The sequence below is a fragment of the Arthrobacter flavus genome, assembly GCF_039526005.1.
GTDB lineage: Bacteria > Actinomycetota > Actinomycetes > Actinomycetales > Micrococcaceae > Arthrobacter_D > Arthrobacter_D flavus.
Genome location: NZ_BAAAIJ010000047.1, coordinates 186,580 through 209,084, shown reverse-complemented (window position 1 = coordinate 209,084; position 22,505 = coordinate 186,580). Strand labels below are relative to the sequence as shown.

Annotated in this window: 23 protein-coding genes; 13 read left to right on the top strand and 10 right to left on the bottom strand. The window is 65.3% G+C overall.

Features of this window, described 5'->3' with window-relative positions:
* Positions 1 to 12: 12 nt before the first annotated feature.
* Together ABD059_RS11045 and ABD059_RS11040 are read right to left on the bottom strand one after the other, a co-directional pair.
* Positions 13 to 438 carry a hypothetical protein gene (locus ABD059_RS11045; protein WP_343879952.1) on the bottom strand — a complete coding sequence of 142 codons (426 nt, stop codon included), beginning with the start codon at positions 436 to 438 and terminating at the stop codon, positions 13 to 15.
* 167 nt (positions 439 to 605) lie between these two features.
* Positions 606 to 1,484 (bottom strand): SGNH/GDSL hydrolase family protein, encoded by an 879-nt coding sequence (locus tag ABD059_RS11040; RefSeq protein WP_343879950.1) that lies wholly within the window; start codon positions 1,482 to 1,484, stop codon positions 606 to 608.
* Positions 1,485 to 1,569: 85 nt separating this feature from the next.
* Here ABD059_RS11040 and ABD059_RS11035 point away from each other — a divergent pair, with 85 nt between their 5' ends.
* Positions 1,570 to 2,319 (top strand): tyrosine-protein phosphatase, encoded by a 750-nt coding sequence (locus ABD059_RS11035; RefSeq protein ID WP_343879948.1) that lies wholly within the window; start codon positions 1,570 to 1,572, stop codon positions 2,317 to 2,319.
* A gap of 54 nt (positions 2,320 to 2,373) precedes the next feature.
* Positions 2,374 to 2,967 carry a GNAT family N-acetyltransferase gene (locus ABD059_RS11030; protein WP_343879946.1) on the top strand — a complete coding sequence of 198 codons (594 nt, stop codon included), beginning with the start codon at positions 2,374 to 2,376 and terminating at the stop codon, positions 2,965 to 2,967.
* 8 nt (positions 2,968 to 2,975) lie between these two features.
* Here ABD059_RS11030 and ABD059_RS11025 read toward each other — a convergent pair whose 3' ends face one another.
* Positions 2,976 to 3,326, bottom strand: a complete 351-nt coding sequence (locus ABD059_RS11025) for a PaaI family thioesterase (RefSeq protein WP_083850861.1) — start codon at positions 3,324 to 3,326, stop codon at positions 2,976 to 2,978.
* A 176-nt stretch (positions 3,327 to 3,502) separates the two neighbouring features.
* Between ABD059_RS11025 and paaZ the strand changes: the two genes are divergently transcribed.
* On the top strand, positions 3,503 to 5,587 hold the full coding sequence (paaZ, locus tag ABD059_RS11020) for a phenylacetic acid degradation bifunctional protein PaaZ (protein WP_343879944.1): 2,085 nt from the start codon (positions 3,503 to 3,505) through the stop codon (positions 5,585 to 5,587).
* Positions 5,588 to 5,769: 182 nt separating this feature from the next.
* On the opposite strand, the gene ABD059_RS11015 is transcribed toward paaZ, so the two are convergent.
* From ABD059_RS11015 to paaI, 3 genes are read right to left on the bottom strand one after another with little or no spacing between them, the layout of a single operon-like run.
* Positions 5,770 to 6,375: a TetR/AcrR family transcriptional regulator gene (locus tag ABD059_RS11015; RefSeq protein ID WP_343879942.1), complete on the bottom strand. Its 606-nt coding sequence runs from the start codon at positions 6,373 to 6,375 to the stop codon at positions 5,770 to 5,772.
* On the bottom strand, positions 6,375 to 7,712 hold the full coding sequence (gene paaK, locus ABD059_RS11010) for a phenylacetate--CoA ligase PaaK (RefSeq protein WP_343879940.1): 1,338 nt from the start codon (positions 7,710 to 7,712) through the stop codon (positions 6,375 to 6,377). The genes ABD059_RS11015 and paaK overlap by 1 nt, the downstream gene beginning before the upstream one ends.
* Positions 7,709 to 8,179 (bottom strand): hydroxyphenylacetyl-CoA thioesterase PaaI, encoded by a 471-nt coding sequence (gene paaI / locus ABD059_RS11005; protein ID WP_343879938.1) that lies wholly within the window; start codon positions 8,177 to 8,179, stop codon positions 7,709 to 7,711. The genes paaK and paaI overlap by 4 nt, the downstream gene beginning before the upstream one ends.
* 350 nt (positions 8,180 to 8,529) lie before the next feature.
* Here paaI and ABD059_RS11000 point away from each other — a divergent pair, with 350 nt between their 5' ends.
* From ABD059_RS11000 to ABD059_RS10980, 5 genes are read left to right on the top strand one after another with little or no spacing between them, the layout of a single operon-like run.
* Positions 8,530 to 9,822 carry an ABC transporter substrate-binding protein gene (locus ABD059_RS11000; protein ID WP_343879936.1) on the top strand — a complete coding sequence of 431 codons (1,293 nt, stop codon included), beginning with the start codon at positions 8,530 to 8,532 and terminating at the stop codon, positions 9,820 to 9,822.
* 4 nt (positions 9,823 to 9,826) lie between these two features.
* Complete coding sequence (locus ABD059_RS10995; protein ID WP_343879934.1) at positions 9,827 to 10,813, top strand: carbohydrate ABC transporter permease; 987 nt, start codon at positions 9,827 to 9,829, stop codon at positions 10,811 to 10,813.
* Positions 10,810 to 11,724 carry a carbohydrate ABC transporter permease gene (locus ABD059_RS10990; protein WP_343879932.1) on the top strand — a complete coding sequence of 305 codons (915 nt, stop codon included), beginning with the start codon at positions 10,810 to 10,812 and terminating at the stop codon, positions 11,722 to 11,724. Before ABD059_RS10995 ends, ABD059_RS10990 begins: the two co-directional genes overlap by 4 nt.
* A complete protein-coding gene (locus ABD059_RS10985; protein WP_343879930.1) occupies positions 11,721 to 13,220 on the top strand; it encodes a GH1 family beta-glucosidase in 1,500 nt (499 codons plus the stop codon). Before ABD059_RS10990 ends, ABD059_RS10985 begins: the two co-directional genes overlap by 4 nt.
* A 38-nt stretch (positions 13,221 to 13,258) precedes the next feature.
* A complete protein-coding gene (locus tag ABD059_RS10980; RefSeq protein ID WP_343879928.1) occupies positions 13,259 to 14,344 on the top strand; it encodes a LacI family DNA-binding transcriptional regulator in 1,086 nt (361 codons plus the stop codon).
* Here ABD059_RS10980 and ABD059_RS10975 read toward each other — a convergent pair.
* The 4 genes from ABD059_RS10975 to ABD059_RS10960 form a co-directional block, all read right to left on the bottom strand.
* On the bottom strand, positions 14,281 to 16,461 hold the full coding sequence (locus ABD059_RS10975) for a S9 family peptidase (protein WP_343879926.1): 2,181 nt from the start codon (positions 16,459 to 16,461) through the stop codon (positions 14,281 to 14,283). The two genes, ABD059_RS10980 and ABD059_RS10975, sit on opposite strands and share 64 nt — an antisense overlap.
* Positions 16,462 to 16,601: 140 nt before the next feature.
* Entirely contained in the window at positions 16,602 to 17,186 is a 585-nt protein-coding gene (locus ABD059_RS10970) for a hypothetical protein (protein WP_343879924.1), read from the bottom strand.
* A 39-nt stretch (positions 17,187 to 17,225) separates the two neighbouring features.
* Positions 17,226 to 17,933, bottom strand: a complete 708-nt coding sequence (locus ABD059_RS10965) for a hypothetical protein (protein WP_343879922.1) — start codon at positions 17,931 to 17,933, stop codon at positions 17,226 to 17,228.
* The gene (locus tag ABD059_RS10960; protein ID WP_343879920.1) at positions 17,930 to 18,268 is read right to left on the bottom strand and encodes a PadR family transcriptional regulator; all 339 of its coding nucleotides are present in this window, start codon (positions 18,266 to 18,268) and stop codon (positions 17,930 to 17,932) included. The genes ABD059_RS10965 and ABD059_RS10960 overlap by 4 nt, the downstream gene beginning before the upstream one ends.
* Before the next feature lie 263 nt (positions 18,269 to 18,531).
* Here ABD059_RS10960 and paaA point away from each other — a divergent pair, with 263 nt between their 5' ends.
* Genes paaA through paaE form a run of 5 tightly spaced genes read left to right on the top strand, consistent with a single transcriptional unit; the run spans position 18,532 to position 22,408 of the window.
* A complete protein-coding gene (paaA, locus tag ABD059_RS10955; RefSeq protein ID WP_343879918.1) occupies positions 18,532 to 19,524 on the top strand; it encodes a 1,2-phenylacetyl-CoA epoxidase subunit PaaA in 993 nt (330 codons plus the stop codon).
* The gene (gene paaB / locus ABD059_RS10950) at positions 19,525 to 19,872 is read left to right on the top strand and encodes a 1,2-phenylacetyl-CoA epoxidase subunit PaaB (protein ID WP_343879916.1); all 348 of its coding nucleotides are present in this window, start codon (positions 19,525 to 19,527) and stop codon (positions 19,870 to 19,872) included. It abuts the gene before it with no gap.
* Positions 19,869 to 20,693, top strand: coding sequence for a 1,2-phenylacetyl-CoA epoxidase subunit PaaC (paaC, locus tag ABD059_RS10945; protein ID WP_343879914.1), 825 nt, complete (start codon positions 19,869 to 19,871; stop codon positions 20,691 to 20,693). The genes paaB and paaC overlap by 4 nt, the downstream gene beginning before the upstream one ends.
* 14 nt (positions 20,694 to 20,707) lie before the next feature.
* Positions 20,708 to 21,235, top strand: a complete 528-nt coding sequence (paaD, locus tag ABD059_RS10940) for a 1,2-phenylacetyl-CoA epoxidase subunit PaaD (protein ID WP_377959550.1) — start codon at positions 20,708 to 20,710, stop codon at positions 21,233 to 21,235.
* Positions 21,236 to 22,408, top strand: a complete 1,173-nt coding sequence (paaE, locus tag ABD059_RS10935) for a 1,2-phenylacetyl-CoA epoxidase subunit PaaE (RefSeq protein ID WP_343879912.1) — start codon at positions 21,236 to 21,238, stop codon at positions 22,406 to 22,408.
* The last annotated feature ends 97 nt before the right edge of the window (positions 22,409 to 22,505 follow it).

The following is a 22,505-nucleotide window of genomic DNA, read 5'->3' as shown; positions in this document are numbered from 1 at the left end:
TCGCTGTTGCGGTTATGCCTGGTGGGGATCAGGCCAAAGGCAGTACTCGCGACCGCCAAAAATAGCAACGTAGTCGGGCTCGGCGATGAGTTCGAGCTGCCACCGCCAGGCGGTAGTGCGGCTGGCATGGGCCGCCGCGTTCCTGGAGATTTGTCCACGGTGGGAAACTATTTTTATGGCGCTCTGCCACTCATGGCTCAGGTTAGGCGGGAGTAGGGAAAAAGCCGCGCCCGCCACCGCGAAGAAGATCAACCCCTGAAGGACGGCCCCGAAGATATCGAAGCGAGACCAGCGTGGGGCCCTTCGGGGTGCAAGCGCCTCAACGGACGATTGATCAACCACTTTGCGTACTTCAGCCGTTTCGGCGAGCAGGTCGTTCTTGATCCGTTCGAAGCCGTCCGCGACCGAGGAGTGTCTGTCTAGAGCCTCCTGGGACATGGCCTGAAGACGATGAAGATCCCGCTCACTGCCGGCGAGGACCCTTCACCGCACCAGGAGATCAATTGGAGCGGCTAATGTACGGGTTCAGTCTGGATTCTGGCGGTTCTACGAACCGCTCCGCTAGACGGGTTCCCCGAGTCCGCTTCCATCATGGACGGTCCCGTTCAGCGCCACAGGACGGAGAGGTTGACCGTGCTGCGGACCGCCTTGAAATAGCCCCGCTCATACCCCCTGGCATTCGGGTGCAGGTCGTCGATGGCGGTGAAACCGGTGTAGGTGATCCAGGGGTCCCTGGTCCCGATGCCATGCCCCTTGAACTTCTGCACCACGTCCACATACTGCAGCCGGTTGGTTTTGGCATTGTGCCGGATCACCTGATTGAGCGCATCCGTGCCGTCATTGAACAACCGTTGCGCCTCGGTGCTGAGCAGTACTTCGGAGCCCGATCGTGGCGAGAACAGATGCGGGTAGCCGGTGACCACAATCCGCGCCTTCGGTGCGGCGGCGCGGAGGTCCCCGTACAGCTCATCCAGAGCGGCGGTGAGCGTGGTCTGGGCCTGGAGGGTGCGGGAGTTAATCACCTGCTCGCAGACGGCGAGCGGTTGAGTGGCGCATGCACCCACCACCGACCCGAAATCGAGATCGTTGCCTCCCGCGGACACCGTGACCAGATCGGTGCCCTTTCCGATCAACCCGGCACCGACGAGTTGCTCCAGCTGCTCGGGAAGGTCAGGCACAGCATCGGTAGGGTCGGCTGAGGCCTTCGCCCCGCTGCAGGAGGCGTTGACGGTCAGCTCGATTCCCCGCTGCTCGTCGAGCAGACCGGGAAGTCCCAGCGGTGATTGTCCGCAGGCATTGAGATAGGATCCTGCGCCGAATCCTGCGGCATAGGAGTCGCCCAGCGCAACATAGTCGGCGGGCACCCGGTGGCGGTCGGGGGTGGTGGCGGAGGTGGGTCCGGCGACGGCGCCGGCAACCAGTCCAAACGCGAGGAGTGTGGCGGCGGTGCCGCGTCCCAACAGGGACCGAAGGGGAGCTTTCATGGATTCAAGGTACTCCTGCGGAGGCTTCCTGGATATGGGCGGCCGGAAGATCCAGTGTCGGCCCGCCACTTGTTAGGGTGTGGACATGACCTCGCTCCCAGACCAGGCCAATGACCCCGCCAACCCAGGCCTCGTCGGGTGGGACGGAGCGGTCAACGCCCGCGATCTCGGCGGACTGGGCGGGCTCATCCAGCCGGGGCGGATCTACCGGATGGGCCGCCACGAGTGGATGACCGCTGACGGCTGGCAGCAGGCGCACGACGACGGCGTCCGTACCGTCGTCGACCTCCGGAATCCCGGGGAGTATGGTCGGCGGGAGAGCGACCCGGCGGTTGCCGATGAAGCGCTGGGCCGTTTCCTGATCGTCAACCGCCCCACCGAGGATCAGTCCGACGCCGAGTTCATGGAGCTGGTGGGCCCGTATCTGAGCTCGCCGGAGTACTATCTGGAGAATCTGCGACGCTGGCCGGAAAAGGTCGTTGCGGTGGTGCGGGCGGTGATCGACGCGCCCGACGGCGGGGTGGTGGTCCACTGTTCAGCTGGCCGCGATCGTACCGGCCTCGTGATGACGGTGATGCTGTCAGCCGCGGGAGTGCCCACCGACGAGATCGTTCAGGACTATGCCAGGGGTGTCCGGGGGATCAACGAGTTCCACTTGACGCAGGAGACCCCTCGGGAGACCCCCCTGTCCGAAACCGAACTGGTGGAGCGTCTGGACCGGTTGGTAGCGCATCTGAGGGAACTGCTGCAGGTCTTCGACGCCGAGCGGTACCTGCTGGAGGCTGGCCTCACCGCCGCGGAACTGACAGCGTTACGGTCCCGGCTGACCGGCTAGCCTGTCCGTCAGAATCAGCCCGCAACAGGACAACCCGCGTGGTTGAATGGGCCCATGACCGCACTGCTGCCCGTAACGCTTGCTGGCCCGACCATCACCCTTGAGCCGCTCTCGACTGAGCATCATGACGGCCTGGTTGACGCCGTCCGGGACGGCGAGCTGTGGAATCTCTGGTACACCTCGGTGCCCACTCCTGATTCAATGGCAGCGGAGATCGACCGGCGACTGGCACTGCAGGCGAAGGGGGCCATGCTGCCCTTCACCCTCCGCCGGAACGACACCGGCGAGGTCCTGGGCATGACCACCTACTGCAATATCGACGCCGATACGCCGCGGGTCGAGATCGGCTACACCTGGAACCGCGCCTCCGTCCAGGGCACCGGAACCAACCCGGAAAGCAAGTTGCTGCTCCTGGCCCACGCCTTCGAACAGATCGGGTGCACCGCCGTCGAATTCCGGACCCATTGGATGAACCACCAGTCGAGGGAGGCGATCGCCCGGTTGGGGGCCAAGCAGGACGGGGTGTTGCGCGCCCACCGGTGGGGCCCCGACGGCAGCCTGCGGGACACCGTCGTGTTCTCGATCATTGCGTCCGAGTGGCCGCAGGTGTTGGCGGGACTCACCTACCGGCTGGCGAAGGACCGCTAGCCGATGACTTAGCGGCGGTCGATGATCAGGTTGGTGATCCGCAGGCTACACAAGCGGGCTCCGTCGTCGTTGGTCAGCACCACCTCGTGGGTGGTGAGGGTGCCACCCAGATGGATGGGGGTGGCGGTGATGGTGACCAACCCTTCACGGGCGGACTTGTGATGGGTGGCCGACACATCCACGCCGACAGCAGTTTTCCCCATGGTGCTGGCATGAATGACTGCCGCCCACGACCCCACTGCCTCGCCGACGGCGAGCGACGCGCCACCGTGCAGGAGCCCGAAGGACTGCCGGTTGCCTGCCACCGGCATGGTGGCGACGACCCGTTCAACCGACTGCTCGAGGATTTTCACGCCCATCTTCTCGTCGAGTTCGCCGAGCTGGATCTGCCAGGTCTGGTGAGTCACCGGAGGGCTCCTTTGAGGGATGTGGAAAGGCCAGTTAATGTACGCTGGACATATTACCGAACGCCCGTTCAGTTATCCTCCTCCACGAGGGCGGGCGCCGCCACCCCCAGGTGAAAGGCAAGTCGACGATGACTTCAACAGCCGTACGTGTGCAGACAGTCCCCAGCTTCATCGAGGATGCCTGGTGGACGCCAGACGCTACGTCCCTGACGGAACGCAACAGCGCCGAAGTCCGGGACGCGAGCACCGGCGAGACGCTGGCGGTGGTCAGCACCGAGGGGCTCGACGTCGCCCGAGTCGTCGACTATGCCAGGACCACCGGGCAGCAGGCCCTCGGCGAGTTCACCTTCCACCAGCGCGCGCTGAAGCTCAAGGCGCTGGCCCAGTTCCTCAACGACCAGCGCACCTCCCTGTATGAACTGTCGGCCCGGACCGGTGCCACGAAAATCGATTCCATGGTCGATATCGACGGCGGAATCGGGGTGCTCTTCACGTTCGGATCGAAGGGCCGCCGCGAGCTGCCCAACTCCAATGTTGTGGTGGATGGGCCGCCGGAAACCCTGTCGAAGGATGGCTCCTTCCTCGGTGAACACATCTACACGCGCATCCCGGGCGCGGCCGTGCAGATCAACGCCTTCAACTTCCCGGTCTGGGGCATGCTCGAGAAGCTGGCCCCGGCCTTCCTGGCCGGAGTTCCCACCATCGTGAAGCCGGCGACACCAACCGGGTACCTGACCGCCGCCGTCGTGAAGTTCATCATCGAGTCCAACATCCTCCCGCAGGGCGCGCTGCAGCTGATCTCCGGATCTGCCCGGGACCTGCTCGACTACCTGGACTACCGGGATCTGGTCTCGTTCACGGGGTCGGCGTCGACCGCCAACAAGCTGAAGTCGCACGACAACGTGGTGCATGGCGGCGTCCGCTTCACCTCCGAGACCGACTCGCTCAACGCTGCCATCCTTGGCGAGGACGCAGTCCCGGGCACCCCCGAATTTGACGCGTTCGTGAAATCCCTCGTCACCGAGATCACCGTGAAGGCCGGGCAGAAGTGTACGAGCATTCGCCGCACCATCGTGCCCAAGGCGCTGGTGAACGACGTCGTCGCCGCGGCGAGGGAACGCATTGAGCAGCGGATCGTGCTTGGCGACCCGCGTGCCGAGGGCGTCACGATGGGTGCACTGGCCTCCCTGGACCAACTCAGGGATGTCCGCTCCGCCGTCGAAACCATGATCGCCGCGGGCGGGGAGCTCGCCTACGGCTCCCTCGACGCGCCCCGCGTCACCCGCGCCGATGGCACGGTGGACACCGTCGCCGACGGCGCCTTCATGTCCCCGGTGCTACTCACTTGGGAGAACGCCGAGGCGATCGAGCTACATACGATTGAGGCGTTCGGCCCGGTCGCTTCGGTGATCGGGTACGACGACGCCGCGCACGCCGTGCGGCTCGCCGCCCTGGGCGCCGGGTCGCTCGTGGCGACGGTCTGCACCAACGACCCCGAGGTGGCCCGCGAACTGGTTCTCGGCATCGCGGCCCACCACGGGCGCGTGTTGATGCTCAACCGGGAAGACGCCCGCAGCTCCACCGGGCACGGCTCGCCCGTGCCTCACCTGGTCCACGGCGGTCCGGGCCGCGCGGGCGGTGGCGAGGAACTCGGCGGCATCCGCTCGGTACTGCACCACATGCAGCGCACGGCCATCCAGGGTTCGCCGAACATGCTCACCGCGGTCACCGGAGTCTGGCACACCGGTGCCGACCAGCGGTTTGATGACGCCCACCCGTTCCGCAAGAACCTGGCGACCCTGCAGATCGGTGATGCCGTCCGCTCGGACCTGCGACAGGTCACCCTTGAGGACATCACCGCGTTCGCCAGCACCACCGGGGACACCTTCTACGCCCACACCAACGAGGAAGCCTCAGCCGCGAACCCGTTCTTCCCGGGCATCGTGGCACACGGCTACCTGCTGTTGTCCTGGGGCGCAGGATTGTTCGTTGACCCCGCTCCGGGGCCGGTGCTCGCCAACTACGGGCTGGAGAACCTGCGGTTCATCACCCCGGTCGCTGCGGGGGACTCTATCCGGGTCACCCTGACGGCCAAGCGGATCACCCCGCGCGAGGACGAAGAATACGGCGAGGTGGCCTGGGATGCTGTGCTGCACAACCAGAACGACGAGATTGTCGCGACCTATGACGTTCTGACCCTCGTCGAGAAGTAGCTCGCCCGATCGGGCGCCCCCTTTCCCCGCGGTCCTTCCCCTCCGCAAACACGCCGAAAACTCGCCGTGCCGCGTCAGGAAAAGTGGCGGCGCCGCAGGTTAGCGGTTGCCCAACAGCGAGTTTGCGGGGGAAGCACTTTTCTGGGGTCTCGGTGGCGACGCCGGGGGCGGCTCAGGAGGTTCTAGGTGCTGTGGAGTCCGTCGAAGACCATGGTGATGACGTCGTCGGCCAGCTTCTCCGGCGACACCGCACCGCCGGGTTTGTACCACTCGACAATCGAGTTGATCGTGCCGAACAACAGACGGGTGGTGGTGCGCGGGTCGATATCGGACCGCAGCGAACCTTCGGACCGTGCCGCGTCGACGAGCGCCGCCACCTGGCGGTCAAAGGTACGACGGCGTTCGAGAGCGCCGCGCTCCACCTCGGTGTTCCCGCGCAGCCGCAGCAGCAGCGTCACGAAGGGCAGCCTCTCGATCAGGACGGCGATGGTGCCCCGCAGGACGAACTCCAGCCGGGCGTCGGCCTTACCCGACATCGCTGCCGGATCGGTCAGCACCGCCTCCAGCCCGTCCAGCGCATGATCCAGGGCCAGGCGGAGCAGGTCCCCTTTGGAGGGGACGTGGTGGTAAATGGCTGACTTGCTGATCCCCAGGTTCTCGGCGAGGACGCCCATCGACGTGGCTTCGTAACCGTGCCGGTTGAACACGTCGACGGCGATGGTCAGGACAGCCTGCTGGTCATAGCCGGGTCGGCCGCGCCGGGTGGCTGCCGGGGGAGCGGCTGGCATCAGGCGCCGGCCTTGGGCCGCAGGTCGTAGATCCGCCGGAGCTTGCCGCTGGACCGTGCGAGCGTCCCGGGTTCGGCGATGGTGACGGCGCAGCTGGACCCGATGTGGATCTTGATCTGTTCGCTGAGGGTGCTGGCAGCGGTTTCGGCGTCGTGCGCCGACACTCCCTCACGCGGCTCGATCTTGACCGTCATCGCATCCATCCGCTGGCCCTCAGGCCGCGTGATTTCCAGCTGGAAGTGCGGACTGAGTGCCGGGATGCGGAGGGCAATTTCCTCGATCTGGGTGGGGAAAAGGTTCACTCCGCGGAGGATGATCATGTCGTCGCTGCGTCCGGTAATGCGACCCATCCGGCGCATCCCGGGTCGTGCGGTGCCGGGCAGCAGCCGGGTCAGGTCGTGGGTGCGGTACCTGATGATGGGCAGCGCCTCCTTGGTGAGGGAGGTGAAGACCAGCTCGCCGTGTTCGCCGTCGTCGAGCACCTTGTCAGTGAAAGGGTCGATGATTTCCGGCCGGAAATGGTCTTCCCAGATGTGGGAGCCGTCTTTGCTCTCGACGCATTCGCCGGCCACGCCCGGGCCCATCACCTCGGACAGGCCGTAGATGTCGCAGGCATCGAACCCCATCCGGCTCTCCAGCTCGTGGCGCATCTCCTCGGTCCAGGGCTCGGCGCCGAGCACAGCGGTCTTCAGCGAGGTGCTGGCGGGGTCGATCCCCGCGACCGCCATCGCGTCCAGGATGGTGAGCAGATAGGTGGGGGTGGCCAGGATGGCGTCGGGTTCGAAGTCGTTGATGAGCTGAACCTGGCGTTCGGTCTGTCCTCCCGAAATCGGGATGACTGTGCACCCGAGTTTTTCGGCGCCAAAGTGGGCGCCGAGGCCGCCGGTGAAGAGCCCGTAACCGTAGGCGTTGTGCACCTTGTCACCCTTCTTGACCCCTGATGCCCTCAGAGAGCGAGCCACGAGGGTGGCCCAGCGGTCCAGATCTCCCGCGGTGTAGCCGACCACTGTGGGTCGCCCCGTGGTGCCCGACGATGCGTGGATGCGTGCCACCTGGGCCTGCGGGACGGCGAACATCCCGAACGGGTAGGTACGCCTCAGGTCCTCCTTGGTGGTGTAGGGGAAGATCGATAAATCGCTGAGTTCTTTCAGATCCGTTGGGTGGACCCCCGCCGCATCGAACTTGTCCCGGTACAACTGGACCCTGTCGTAGGCATAGCTCACCGTGTGCTGGAGCCTGGCCAGCTGCAGGGACTCGATCTGGTCCCTCGACATGAGTTCCTCGGCGTCGAGGGTCGAGGGGTCGGCAGCTGAGGCCTTAAGTGCCGTACTGGTCATGGGAGGCTCTTTTCTGTGGTGGCGCTGCTGGGCTTGGCGAGCTGGGGGTTGGGGATGGTCCGGGAGCGGCCACGGAACTCTGCAATCGCCCGGGTGCCGTTCTCGTTTTCCGCCGAGACGGAAATGTCGTAAAGGCCGCTCCGCCCGGCTGAGGCGCGCCGGTTAGCGGTGGCGGTCAGCAGGTCCCCAGGATGGGCGGAGGCCAGGAAGGTGACGTCCGCGCCCGAGGCCACGGTAATGGTGTCCGTTTCACCGATCGGGTTGCAGGCCAGGGCGAAGGCCGAGTCCGCGAGGGAAAACACCATTCCGCCGTGGGCGATTCCGAACCCGTTGAGCATGTCAGGGCGCAGGCGCATGGTAATGATCGCATGACCATCGGCGAGGTCGACGACGTCGATCCCCAACCAGCGGGAGGCCTGATCCTGCTCAAGGATAGGATGCGTGTGTCGGGCGCCGGGGTCCGCCATTGGAGCCTCACTGTTTTTGACCGGTTGACTGGCCGGTCGGGTTATTAGTGACCGAATGGTCATTAGGTAATTCACTTAGGTAATACCGGCAGGCGGCGCGGTGTCAAGCGATGGTCCGGCACCGAAGCCCTTCCCGGAGGTCTGCAGCGGTGATGCCGGAGATAACGATTGCATCACGACCGTCCGTACCGCGGCCCCCTGACTAGGCGCGATAGTGGAGGAGTAGCCCCATTTGAGGTGAGTGGAAGCGCTCCCACTTGACATGAGACGCAGGTCACCCAAAGATGATTCCAGAGCGTGAGAGCGCTCCCATGACGATTCAGGTCATCACCCGACAAAGGAGTCACCCCGTGCACAACCGAGCAAAATTCACCGCGCTATCAGCCAGCGCAGTTTGCCTAGCCCTCGCCGTCTCAGCCTGCGGTTCCACTTCAGCCCCGGCGGGCAATGTCGACGACGCTACCGGCGAGTCAGACGTCACCCTCACCGTTGCCACCTTCAACGAGTTCGGGTACGAAGACCTCTTCACCGAATACGAAGAACTCAACGACAACGTGACCATCGAACACAAAAAGGCCGCTACCTCCAACGAGGCCCGCGACAACCTCACCACCCGGCTCGCCGCAGGTTCGGGACTCTCCGACATCGAAGCGATCGAGGTTGATTGGCTGGCGGAGCTGATGGAATACCCCGACCAGTTCGCTGACCTCGCCGACCCCGCGGTCGACGGCCGCTGGCTGGACTGGAAGACCGAGGCCGCCACCACCCCGGATGGTCAACTGATCGGCTACGGCACCGATGTGGGCCCCCAGGGTGTCTGCTACCGGGCCGACCTCTTTGAGGAAGCTGGCCTGCCCACCGACCGGGACGAAGTCGCTGCGCTACTGGGCGGCACCTGGGACAGCTACTTTGAGGCGGGCCGTGACTTCGTCGCCGCCAGCGACGGAGTAGCCTGGTTCGACTCAGCCGGAGCCACCTACCAGGGCATGATCAACCAGGTCGAGAATGCCTACGAAAATGAGGACGGCACGGTCATCGCCGCCGATAACGCCGAGGTCAAGGAAATCTATGAGACCGTGGTCGCTGCCTCGGTGGATGACAACCTTTCCGCCCATCTGGGCCAGTGGAGCGAAGACTGGACGGCGGGATTCCAGTCCGATGCGTTTGCCACCATGCTGTGCCCCGGCTGGATGCTCGGTGTCATTGAGGGCAACGCCGAAGGCGTCGAAGGATGGGACATCGCCAATGTCTTCCCCGGCGGTGGCGGCAACTGGGGCGGGTCCTACCTGACGGTCCCCGTGCAGGGCGAAAATCAGGCCGAAGCCAAGAAGCTCGCCGACTGGCTCACCGCACCCGAACAGCAGATCAAGGCATTCAACGCGAAGGGCACCTTCCCCAGCCAGGTCGACGCACTGGAAAGCACCGACCTGCTCGGGGCGACCAACGAGTTCTTCAACGACGCACCGACCGGTGAAATCCTCGCCGAACGGGCGCTGGCCGTGGACATCACCCCCTTCAAGGGGCCGAAGTACTTCCCCATCAACGATGCGATGCAGCAGGCCCTGACCCGTGTCGATGTCGACCAGACCGACGACGTCGCCTCCTCCTGGGACAAGTTCGTCACCGCGGTCAACGCGCTCTGACACCATGGCCGTCACCGACCGGGCGCTGAAACCAGCCCCACCCCGGCGCCCGCCGTCGTCGTCCAGGAAGGTCCGTCGGATCACTTTCTCCCACCGGCTTTCCCGCTGGGACGTGAAGTTCTCCCCGTACCTCTACATCTCGCCGTTCTTCCTCCTGTTCGCCATCACCGGCCTGTTCCCCCTGGGATACACGGCCTGGGTTTCCATCCACAACTGGAACCTGATCGGCGGACAGGGGGAGTTCGCCGGATTCGAGAACTACACGTTCATCCTGTCCCAGCCGTTCTTCTGGAACGCCGTGGGCAACACGTTCAGTATCTTCCTGCTCTCCTCAGTGCCACAGGTCGTGGCGGCAATCGTCATCGCCGCCTTCCTCGACGCGAACCTGCGGGCGAAAACCTTCTGGCGCATGGGGGTGCTGGTTCCATTCGTCGTCGCACCGGTGGCCGTGGGGCTGATCTTCAACAACCTGTTCGCCGACCAGTTCGGCCTGGTCAATGAGATTCTCAGGTCCCTCGGCTTCGAGGGGGTGCGCTGGCACTCCGATCCGACCGCCAGCCACATGGCCATCGCCACCATGGTGAACTTCCGCTGGATTGGCTATAACACGCTGATCTTCCTGGCGGCCATGCAGGCCATTCCGCGGGACATCTACGAGTCGGCGGCCATCGACGGGGCGGGCCGGCTCCGCCAGTTCTTCTCGCTCACCGTGCCGATGCTGAGGCCCACAGTCATCTTCGTGGTGATCACCTCGACCATCGGCGGACTTCAGATCTTCGACGAGCCGCGGGTATTCGACCAGTACGGGTTGGGTGGAGCCGACCGGCAATGGCAGACCCTCACGATGTACATCTGGGAACTCGGGTGGGGCCAACGCAACTTCGGGCGCGCTTCGGCAGTCGCCTGGCTGCTGTTCCTGATCATCGTGTTGATTGCAGTCCTGAACTTTTTCATCACCCGGCGCATCGCCAACCAGGGAGGCACCAAGTGAGCTCCATCCCCTTGACCGCACAGACGGCAGGAAAAGGTGCAGCACGCGCTGCGTCCCGCCGGGGCGACCGTCGTCGTCGGAAAGGACCGGGCGGAACCGGGCGCCGCCCCGGATTCCTCACCTACGGGTTCCTCGGCGCCGTCCTGCTGGGCTCGCTGTTCCCGCTCTACTGGTCTTTCCTGGTCGGCAGCCACGACAGTACTGTGTTGTCCCGCGGGATCCCCCTGCTGCCGGGCGGTAACTTCCTGGCCAACGCGGCGCAGGTGTTGGACAGCATTCCCTTCTGGACAGCGCTCGGCAACTCGTTGCTGGTCTCCAGCGTGACCGCGTTCTCGGTGGTCTTTTTCTCTACGCTGGCCGGGTTCGCCTTCGCCAAACTGAAGTTCAAGGGCAGCAAGTGGTTGCTGGTGTTTGTGATCGCCACCATGGCGGTCCCCACCCAGCTCGGCGTGGTGCCCCTGTTCATCGTGATGTCACGGTTTGGCTGGACCGGGTCCCTGTGGGCGGTGATCATCCCGGCCCTCGTGACGGCGTTCGGAGTGTTCTGGATGACCCAGTACATCCGGGATGCCCTGCCCGATGAGCTGATCGAGGCGGTGCGGGTCGACGGTGCATCAATGATCAGGGCGTTCTGGCACGTGGGGCTCCCCGCCGCTCGACCGGCCGCCGCCATGCTGGCCCTCTTCACCTTCATGGCCACCTGGACCAACTTTTTCTGGCCCTTCATTGTGCTCGACCCCAGTAACCCCACCCTTCCGGTGGCACTGCAGTTGCTCCAGGCAGCCCACTTCGTCGACTACTCGGTGGTTCTCGCCGGTGCAGTGCTTTCCACTATCCCTCTCCTGCTGGTATTCGTTATCGCAGGACGCCAACTCGTTTCAGGAATCATGCAAGGAGCAGTCAAAGGATGACCAACACAGACATCACCTTTCCGGAGGGATTCCTCTGGGGCGCGGCCACGGCGGCCTACCAGATTGAAGGGGCAGCCCACGAGGATGGCCGGAAGGATTCCATTTGGGACGTGTTCTCCCGGGAGCCCGGAGCGGTTGCCGATGCGCACAACGGTGACATCGCCTGCGACCACTACCACCGCTCAGCCGACGACGTGGCGCTGATGAAACAGCTCAACCTGCAGGCTTACCGCTTTTCCACTTCGTGGGCCCGGTGCATGCCGGACGGTATGACGCCGAACGTCGAGGGCATCAGGTTCTACTCCCGCCTGGTGGATCAGCTGGTCGCCGCGGGTATCAAACCCTGGCTGACCCTCTACCACTGGGACCTGCCGCAGGCGCTGGAGGACCAGGGCGGCTGGGCCAACCGGGACACCGCCTACCGGTTCGCTGAGTACGCAGCCGTGATGCATGAGGCGCTGGGGGACCGGGTCCGGATCTGGACCACCCTGAACGAGCCGTGGTGTTCAGCCTTCCTCGGGTATGCAGCGGGGATTCACGCGCCGGGCAGGCAGGACCCCCGCGCCGCGCTCGCCGCAGCGCACCACCTGCTCCTGGGCCACGGGCTGGCGGCGCAGGAGCTGCGCCGGCGTGACCCGGGAGTGCAGCTGGGGCTGACGCTGAACCTCACTGTCCCGGATCCGGTCGATCCGGGCAGCGACGCCGACGTCGACGCCGCCCGCCGCATCGACGGCCAGTTCAACCGGATCTTCCTCGATCCAGTGTTCAGGGGCCAGTACCCTCAGGACGTGCTCGACGACGTCCGCCACCTTGGCCTGGAGGAGTTCATCGAGGACGGCGACCTGGCTGTCATCTCCGAGCCTCTTGACCTGCTGGGCGTGAATTACTATCACGGTGAGGCGGTGACGACGTCGGTCGACCCCGCCGTCGACGACGCCGGGCCCACTCCACAGGGTCGACCCGTCGCGTCACCGTATGTCGCAGCTGACGGGGTGCGATCGGTGCCGCGCGGCCTCCCGGTTACCGGGATGGGCTGGGAAGTGCAGCCTGACGGCCTGCGCCGTCTGCTGGTCCGCATCCACGAGGAGTACACCGGGCCGGCGGGTATGCCCGTCTACATCACCGAAAACGGTGCAGCCTACGATGACGTTCCTGACAGGTCGGGGTTCGTTGACGACCAGGACCGCCTGGCCTACTTCGACAGTCACCTGAGGGCGGTCCGGGCAGCGATCGACGACGGCGCCGACGTGCGGGGCTACCTCGCCTGGTCCTTCCTGGACAACTTCGAATGGGCGTGGGGCTATCACCAGCGCTTCGGTCTGGTTCGGGTGGACTATGACACACAGCAGCGCATCCCGAAGGCCAGCGCGCTCTGGTACGCCCGGGCCGCCGCAGCCAACGCGCTGCGGACCCCCGGCCCGGTGCAACAGGCGGGATCCGGCCCGGCGGAGGCGGTGGCGGGCCCGGGGGACACCGCTCTGGCCGCCATCAGGTAGGCCCCGCTGGCAGGTCATCGTGTCGTATTCTCTAGGTGATGAATGATCAGCAACCACGGGCCGGGCGTCCCGGACTCGCCCACCCGCCGGGAGCGAAATCCAGCCCCACCCTAGAGGATCTGGCGGCAGCGGCCGGCGTGTCCCGGTCGACGGCGTCGCGTGCCATCAACGGGGGCAGCCGGGTGAGCCCGGAGGCGCAGGCAGCCGTGGACGCCGCCGTCGTCGCCCTCGCCTACACGCCCAACCGTGCGGCGCGGTCGCTGGTCACCCGGCGGACCGCGTCGATAGCGCTGGTCATTCCTGAACCGGACATGCGCGTCATGATGGACCCGTTCTTCGCCATGGTCATCACCGGGGTCACCGAGTCGCTGCGGGAAACCGATGTGCAGCTGGTCCTGCTCATGTCCCGGAGCGACGATGCGGCCCGGACCGTGCGCTACCTGCGGGGCGGGCACGTCGATGGGGCCATCGTGGTGTCGCACCACCAGGGGGATACCTGGGTGGGGCCGCTCGCAGAGAGCGGGCTGCCCATCATCTTCATCGGCAGACCCTGGCAGAGCCGGCACGGGCTAACGTACGTCGACACCGACAACTATGGTGGTGGCACCCAGGCAGCGCAGCATCTGCTGGCCGCGGGGAGCCGGCGCCCGGCCACCATCGCCGGACCCGCCGACATGACCGCCGCCGTCGACCGCCTTCGCGGCTGGCAGGACGGGCTGCGCGATGCCGGGGCGGCGCCAAGCCCCGTCGAGTTCGCCGACTTCACCACTGTGGGTGCGGCGGAGGCGACGCGGCGGTTGCTCGACGCTGCCCCCGGCACCGACGCGATCTTCGCCGCGTCGGACCTGATGGCCGTCGGGGTGCTGGAGGTCCTGCGGTCCCGTGGGCTGCGGGTGCCCGACGACGTCGCCGTGGTGGGGTATGACAACCACAGCATCGCGGCCCTGGCGTCGCCTGCGCTGAGCACCATCACCCAGCCCATGGTGGAGATGGCAACGAAGGCCGGTGCCATGCTGCTCGAGGAGATTGAGGCTCCCGGCACCCACCCCGACCCGGTGGTCTACCCGGCGGAACTGGTGGTTCGGAGCTCCTCGGCGCCAAGGGCCGCCGCCACGAAGGCGTAGTCCCAGGCGACATCCTTCCACCGCTCATACCGTCCGCTGGCCCCGCCGTGCCCACCGTCCATCTCGGTCTTGAGCACAATCGGCTCGCTGCCGGTGGTGGTCTCGCGGAGCTTGGCCACCCATTTGGCGGGCTCCACATAGAGCACCCGGGTGTCGTTAAAGCTCGTCACCGCCGCGATCCGCGGGTACCGGGTCGCCTTGATGTTCTCGTAGGGGGTGTACTCCTTCATGTACTGATACACCGCGTGGTCCGTGATCGGGTTGCCCCACTCCTCCCACTCCAGTGCCGAGAGCGGCAACTCAGGGTCGAGGATGGTGGTCAGCGCGTCGACGAACGGCACCTGGGCTACCACCGCCCGGTACAGGTCGGGGGCCAGGTTGGTGATCGCGCCCATCAGCAGCCCACCAGCGGATCCGCCCATTGCGGCGATCCTGGTTGCATCGACATAGGGCGACGCCGCCACATGCCGGGTCGCATCGACGAAGTCGGTGAACGTGTTCTTCTTGTTGAGCTTTTTGCCGCCCTCGTACCAGGTGCGGCCCATTTCTCCGCCGCCCCGGATATGCGCCACCACAAAAACGACCCCACGGTCCAGCAGCGACAGCCGGGCGATCGAGAAGCCCGGGTCCATGCTGATCTCATAGCTGCCGTAGGCATAGACCAGCGCCGGGTTGGCGCCGTCGTCGGCGAGGTCGGTCCGTCGCAGGACCGACAGGGGGATCAGCGTGCCATCAGCAGCTGTGGCCCACTGCCGCTCCGCCGTGTAATCCTCCGGACGGTAGCCGCCACGCACCTCGGTCTCCTTGCGCAGCAGCAGGCTCCCGGTGTCGAGGACATAGTCGTAGACCCGTGGGGGAGTGAAGAAGGAGGTGTAGGAGAGCCTGATGATGGGCGAATCGAACTCGGCGTCGGCGAGGTGACAGGTGAAGAGCTCTTCATCGAACGCCGGCTCCTCGGCGGCGGGCTGGCCAGCCGTGCCGAGCCCCGCGAGCGGAAGTACCTGGACACGTTCGATCGTGTCCTTGCGGACCGAGACGATCAGGTGGGAGGAGGTGACGGCGACCCCGCCCACCCGGACCGCGTCGTCGTGCGCCACCACCGTGTTCCATCGCTGGTCGGTGAGTGGCTTAGCGAACTCGGATTCGGCGGCGAGGCTGACCATCGAGTTCTTGGCATTCCGGTTGTGGGTCAGCACATAGTGGCGCTCGCCGTCGACCGTCACCGGATCGGCTTCGTAGAGGACCTTTTCGCTGCGCGGAATCAGGGTGAGCAGGCCGGCTGACTGGTTGGTCAGGTCCAGCACACGGTATTCGCTGAACTCGGAGCAGCCGATCCCGATGAGCAGCTGGGTCCGGTCGGCTGACAGGTCGAAGCCGGTCCACATGGCGACGTCGTCCTCCTGGTACACCACCGAGTCCTGCTCCACGGGGGCGCCGAGTGTGTGGGACCTGACCTGGTACGGGCGCCAGGAATCGTCGACCACCGTGTAGAACACCTGGGTGCCGTCGGGGGAGAAGGCCAGCCCATAGAAGATGTTCGGCACCACATCGGGAAGTAACTCGCCGGTCCGTAGGTCCTTGATCCGCAGAGTGAAACGTTCGTCGCCGGCGTTGTCTTCGCAGTAGGCCAGGAGGTTCCCGTCCTCGGTCACCGCCAGTCCGCCGAGGGAGAAGAAGGGCTTCCCCTCGGCTTCCGCGTTTCCGTCCAGCATGACCTGTTCGCCCTCGATCGGTGTGCCGGGGAGAATCTCTGGTGGCGTCCAGTCGGTGGCCAGATCACCGGTGTCAGTAGCGGCCACCCGGCAGTTGATGGCGTACTGCTTGCCCTCCTCGGTGCGGGCGTAGTACCACCAGCCCTTCTTGCGGGACGGCACCGACAGGTCAGTCTCCTGCGTCCGGTTCTTGATCTCGGTGAAGATGTCCTGCCGGAGCTGTTCCTGGCCGGCGGTCACGGCGTCGGTGTACTCGTTCTCGGCCGTGAGGTGGGCGAGAACCTCAGGGCTTTCCTTTTCCCGCAGCCACTCGTACTCGTCCACGAAGGTATCCGAGTGGTGGGTGCGTTCCGTCGGGACCTTTTTGGCGACGGGCGGGGCGGGGAAGTGCGTCTCTGCAGTCATGGAAACCATCCTGCCAGAGACTCCGGCGTGCAGGTTTCCCCAGGTTCTGCGGCCCACACCGCGTGGCGGGCCACGACGCGCCGGTCAATGGCCGACGACGGCGTCGGTACCTGGGGAGACTTGCACGCCGAGGCGGGGTGTCAAAGAGCCACGGGCTTGGTGACCGGGTCGGCTCCTCTCACTGCATGCCAGATGAAGCCGGCCGACACGAGGCCCGTCACAACAACAACCGGGATGGTTGGCAGCGTCAGGAGAACCGGATCCGGGGTGAGTCCGATGACGAGCGCATAGGTCACGGCAATCGCCATGCCCAGCAGGCCGCCCTGCCAGAGAGACCAGGAGCGGGCAATCGCGTCCAGATTCATGATCACCACTGCGCCGGTGACCGCATTGGCAAGAATCAGGGCCAGGAGTAGGCCGGTGACCTCGAACTCCGAGCCGGTAAAAAGGGCGACCACCGCGAAGGCCAGGACGGTGAACGCGGCGAGGGCAACCTCGCTGAGGATCCAGGTTTGCCCGCGGGGCGCCCGACGTCCGGGCAGATCGAGGTTCTCCGCGTAATCGCCGGGTGATCCGAAGGCGTCGGCTGGCTGTTCACCGGTGTCCCTGAGGTGAGCTTCGACAGTGGAGACGGCGTCGCCGATCAGCTCACCGGGAACGTCCCTGACGCGGAGTTCGAGGATGAACTCGTCAAGCCACTTCTGGTGCTCGGTGGTCGATTTCATGAGGTGCCTTTCGTTCGAGGGAGTGCGGGAGTTGGTGGGTCAGGCGGCCAGGAAAGCGCCGGCGGTGAAGATGGCTGCACCGCCGGTGATGAGCCAGGGTGCAAGGGCGACCATGACCCGTTCTACGGCACCGTTCGTGTCCTCGGTTTGTGTGGCGTTGGGTGGTGTGACCAGGTTGTCGCTGTTGGCGATTTCCGCACGGGTCCAGAATCCGGCGCCGATGATCAGGACCCCTGACACTGTTGCGACAATCGCTGAATTGGCTTCCAACTCTGGAAGATCGAGTAGCAGCGGCAACAGCGACGCGAGCACCCCAATGCCCACCACGGCAGCCCAGATGGCCAGCAGGATCCACCACCGTTTCACCAGCCGGAAAATATTCTTCACGACGAGGAGCATCGACAGACCAAGGACCACGAAGAGTGCAAACTCGGTTCCGGTGAAACTCACCGGCTGGCCCTGTACCGCGGGCCCGATGGCTGGCAGGTAGTACATCAGCCCGAGAATTCCCAGCAGTGAAGGCAGGAGCGCCCGGGGGATGCCTGACTCAGGTGTCGCGCGGAATTCCAGTGCCTGCGCATAGGCTTCAGGATCTCCGAACGCCTCCTCAGCCGCCTCACCACTATCGGCGAGATGGGATTCAACCGATGCCTTGGCGTCTCCGATATCCCTACCGCTGACTCCGCGATGTGCGAGTTCCAGGGTGAAACTGTCCAGCCACTGCTGGTCTTTCTTGGTGTCTTTCACTGGGTGTCTCCGTTCAGGTGGGTCAGTGTCTGGGTGGTGAAGGCACGCCACTCGGCGGTCTGCCGAGCGAGCTCGGCTCTGCCAGCATCGGTGAGGGAGAAGTACTTACGGCCGGGGCCGCCGTCGCCCGCTCTCCACTCGGTGGTGACCAGGTGGGCTGCTTCAAACCGGGTGAGGAGCGGATACAGGGTGCCGCCCTTGATCGAGCCGAGTCCTGCTGCCTCCAGGGCGGTGGCAATCGCGTACCCGTAGGTGGGCCCGGCGTCGAGCACCTTGAGGACGCTCATCCCCAGGGCCCCGCGCATCCACTCGCTGGGCCATTGCTTGTCGTTCATGACTACATAGTTGCACTAACTAGTCAGCCTGTCTACCTAGTGAACCACGTGCAGCATTCCCCACCTTCTCGGTGGGAAAGTGCGTGTCGCAGTCGAACACGCCGCGGTTCTGCAGCTGCAGCGGCAGTACCTGGGGGAACCTGCACGGGGGGAGGGGTGATGGTTGACGGTCCGGCCACCCTGCCGATATCCTGAACGAACGGTCGGTAATTAATCTGCGGCCGACTTCGCGTACTTTCGACGCTCACAGTGAGGTGACCACCATGGCAACAGCGCCAGCAGTTGACCAGATGCCGTCCGAGACCCCGGACGAGCAGGCCGGCCGGGAACAGTTCGATCGGCTGATCAGCGAGGACTCCCGGATCGAGCCCCGCGACTGGATGCCCGAGGCTTACCGGAAGACCCTCGCGCGTCAGATTTCCCAGCACGCCCACTCCGAGATCATTGGCATGCAGCCCGAGGCCAATTGGATCTCCCGCGCTCCCTCCCTCAAGCGCAAGGCCATCCTCATGGCCAAGGTCCAGGACGAGGCAGGCCACGGCCTGTACCTCTACTCGGCGGCCGAAACCCTTGGCACGCCACGGGACAAGATGACCGAGGACCTGATCGCCGGTAAGGCCCGCTACTCAAGCATCTTCAACTACCCCGCCGTCACCTGGGCTGACATGGGTGCTATCGGCTGGCTGGTCGACGGCGCCGCGATCGCCAACCAGGTGCCCCTCTGCCGGGCCTCCTACGGGCCCTATGGTCGTGCCATGGTGCGGATTTGCAAGGAGGAATCCTTCCACCAGCGCCAGGGCTTCGAGATCCTGCTGGAACTGGCCAACGGCACCCCAGCCCAGAAGGAAATGGCCCAGGACGCCGTCAACCGCTGGTATGCCCCCGCACTGATGATGTTCGGCCCTCCCGACGACGATTCGCCCAACTCGAAGCAGTCGATGGCCTGGAACATCAAGCGGTTCTCCAATGACGAACTACGCTCACGCTTTGTCGGCATGATGGTGGAGCAGGTCAAGGTGCTCGGCCTGACCCTCCCCGATGACCAGATCCGGTTCAATGAAGACACCCAGCAGTGGGAGCACGCCCCACTCGACTGGGACGAGTTCAAGGAAGTCCTCGCCGGCCGGGGGCCCTGCAACGCCCAGCGGATGGAACGCCGTCGGGAAGCCCACGAAGACGGTGCCTGGGTGCGCGAAGCAGCGGCAGCCTACGCCGACAAGCGGGCCACAGCAGCAGCACAGCAGAAGGCGGCCTAGATGACCGGCGGTTCAACCACTGGCGACGACGGCTCCACAGCACCAGCCCCGGTAGCTCCCGAGAAGCGCCAGCCCTGGCCGCTATGGGAGGTCTTCGTTAGGTCCTCCCGCGGTCTATCCCATGTGCACGCGGGCTCGCTACACGCGCCCGACGCCGAGATGGCGGTCCGGAACGCACGGGACCTATACACCCGGCGCAACGAGGGCGTCAGTCTGTGGGTGGTGCCGGCGTCGTCGATCATCACCAGCGACCCGGATGCCAAGGGACAATTCTTCGAATCCCCGCAGGGCAAGGATTACCGGCACGCCACGTACTACACGAAGAGCGATGGGGTGAAGCACCTGTGAGCGAATCCAATGCCAGCGCCACCCGCATCACGCCGGGCAACGCGCTGCGCCCAGAGGACATTGCCGCGGCAGACCTGAAGCCGAGCGCCGACGTCGTCGAGTATGCGCTGCGCCTCGGTGATGACTCGCTGATGCTCGCCCAGCGGCTCGGCTGGTGGATCTCACGGGCGCCGGAGCTGGAAGAGGATGTCGCCCTTGGCAACATCGCCCTGGACCTGATCGGCCACGCGCGATCCTTCCTCAGCTACGCCGGCCACGGCCTGGACAAGACCGAGGACGATCTTGCCTACTTCAGGAGCGAACCGGAGTTCCGCTGCGCGCACTTGTTCGTGCAGCCCAACGGCGACTTCGCCCGCACCATCGCCCGCCAACTGCTGGTCTCGCACTACCAGTTCGAGCTCTACTCGCGGCTGATGCACTCGACCGATCCGACCCTCGCCGCCATCGCGGCGAAGGCCGTCAAAGAGGTGGACTATCACCGCGACCACAGCTCTCAGTGGGTGCTGCGCCTCGCCCTCGGCACCGACGAGTCGCGCCGCCGCATGATCGCCGGCCTGAAGCTGACCTGGCCCTATGTGGAGGAATTGTTCGTCGACGACCAGCTCATCGACACGCTCGGCGATGCGGCAGTCCGACCGAGCACGCTGCGCGCACCGGTTGATTCTCTCCTCGCCTCCCTGTTTGCTGAGGCCGAACTCGAGATTCCTGCCGTACCTGCAGCGGTCGGCGGCGGACGCCACGGCAGGCACAGCGAACATCTCGGCTACCTGCTCGCCGAAATGCAGGTACTCGCCCGCGAGCACCCCGGCGCCACCTGGTAACGGAGGCGACACCAGTGAGCACCGAAATCGCGAATACCAACACCGCCCACCGGCCCGTCAGCGCCGAGGCCGCCAAGATCTGGGACATCGCCGCCACCGTGGTGGACCCCGAGATCCCGGTCCTCACCATCGAGGACCTGGGGATCCTCCGCGAGGCAAGGCTCGACGACGACGGCGCCGTCACCGTGACCATCACTCCCACCTACTCGGGGTGCCCGGCCATGGACGCGATCCGCGATGACGTCACCGGTGCGCTCGCCGTCCACGGGTACCAGAATGTATCGGTCAAACTCACCCTCGCGCCGGCCTGGACCACCGACTGGATGACCAGCGCCGGCAAAGCCAAACTGAACGAGTACGGCATCGCCCCGCCCTCCGGGACGGCCGCGGCGGGCCCGGTCAGGGTGGGCCTCAGCGTGAAATGCCCCCAGTGCTCCTCCCTGAATACCCGCGAACTCACCCGCTTCGGTTCCACTTCCTGCAAGGCGCTCTATGTGTGCCAGGACTGCAAGGAACCTTTCGACTACTTCAAGGTGCACTAAATGGCAGTCAAGCTCGCCCCGTCCACCCAGCGCCGCACGGCCTTCAACGAACTCACCGTCGCCGAGGTCCGACGGCTCACCGGCGACGCCATCGAGGTCACCTTCGCCGTTCCCGACCATCTGACCGACAAGTACAACTACCTGCCGGGCCAGTACGTTGCGTTGCGCACCACCCTCGACGTCGACGGCTCACCCGTCGAAGTGCGCCGTAGCTATTCCATCTGCGCTGAACCGGTGCCCGGCGAGATCCGGGTGGCGATCAAGAAGGATCTTGGCGGCGTGTTTTCCAGCTGGGCCAACGAATCGTTGAAGGCTGGTGACCGGCTCGACGTGATGAGCCCCATGGGCCAGTTCATCTCGAAGCATGAGATGAACGAGCTCAACCGTCCGGAACACCTGCAGCACAACCTCGATGTCGCCGGAGAGAGCACGTTCGTTGCGGTGGCCGCCGGATCGGGGATCACCCCCGTGATTGCTATCGCCCGAACGGTCCTTGCCGCGAGCGAGAATGTGCGCTTCGATCTGATCTACGCCAACAAGGCGGCCATGGACGTCATGTTCCTGGAGGAGCTCGCCGACCTGAAGGACCGCTACCCGGCGAGGTTCGCGCTGCACCATGTGCTGTCCCGCGAGCAGCGCATCTCCCCGCTATTAAGCGGACGGATCGATGCGGACAAGCTGCAAAAATTGCTGGGCACCGTGATCCGGACCGACGACGTCGACGAGTGGTTCCTCTGCGGCCCCTTCGAACTCGTCCAGCTGTGCCGCGACACCCTGGGGGAGCGCGGCGTCGCCCCCGAGAAGATCAGGTTTGAGCTTTTCTCGACCGGCGAACCCACCCGTCCCGAGGGCCAGATAGGCCGCCCCGTCCGTGCCGACGACAGCGGCGAGAACTACACCATCTCGTTCAACCTCGACGGCTTGCAGGGCCAGGTCGCCAGCCCCACCCATGCCCGGGAGTCCATCCTCAATGCAGCGCTGCGGGTCCGGCCAGATGTGCCCTTCGCCTGCGCCGGCGGGGTCTGCGGTACCTGCCGCGCGAAACTGGTCTCCGGCACCGTGGAGATGGAAGAAAACTACGCGTTGGAGCCGGACGAAATCGAGAAGGGCTACGTCCTCACCTGCCAGTCCCGTCCCACCAGCGATGCGGTCTCGGTGGACTACGACGCCTGAATCTTTTCCAGAAAATCTGCTCCTGCTGCATCCAAAGAGCCCCCGCCGACGGTAGTACCGGGTGTAAGCATCTGGTGGCCCACCCGGGCCCGAGTGA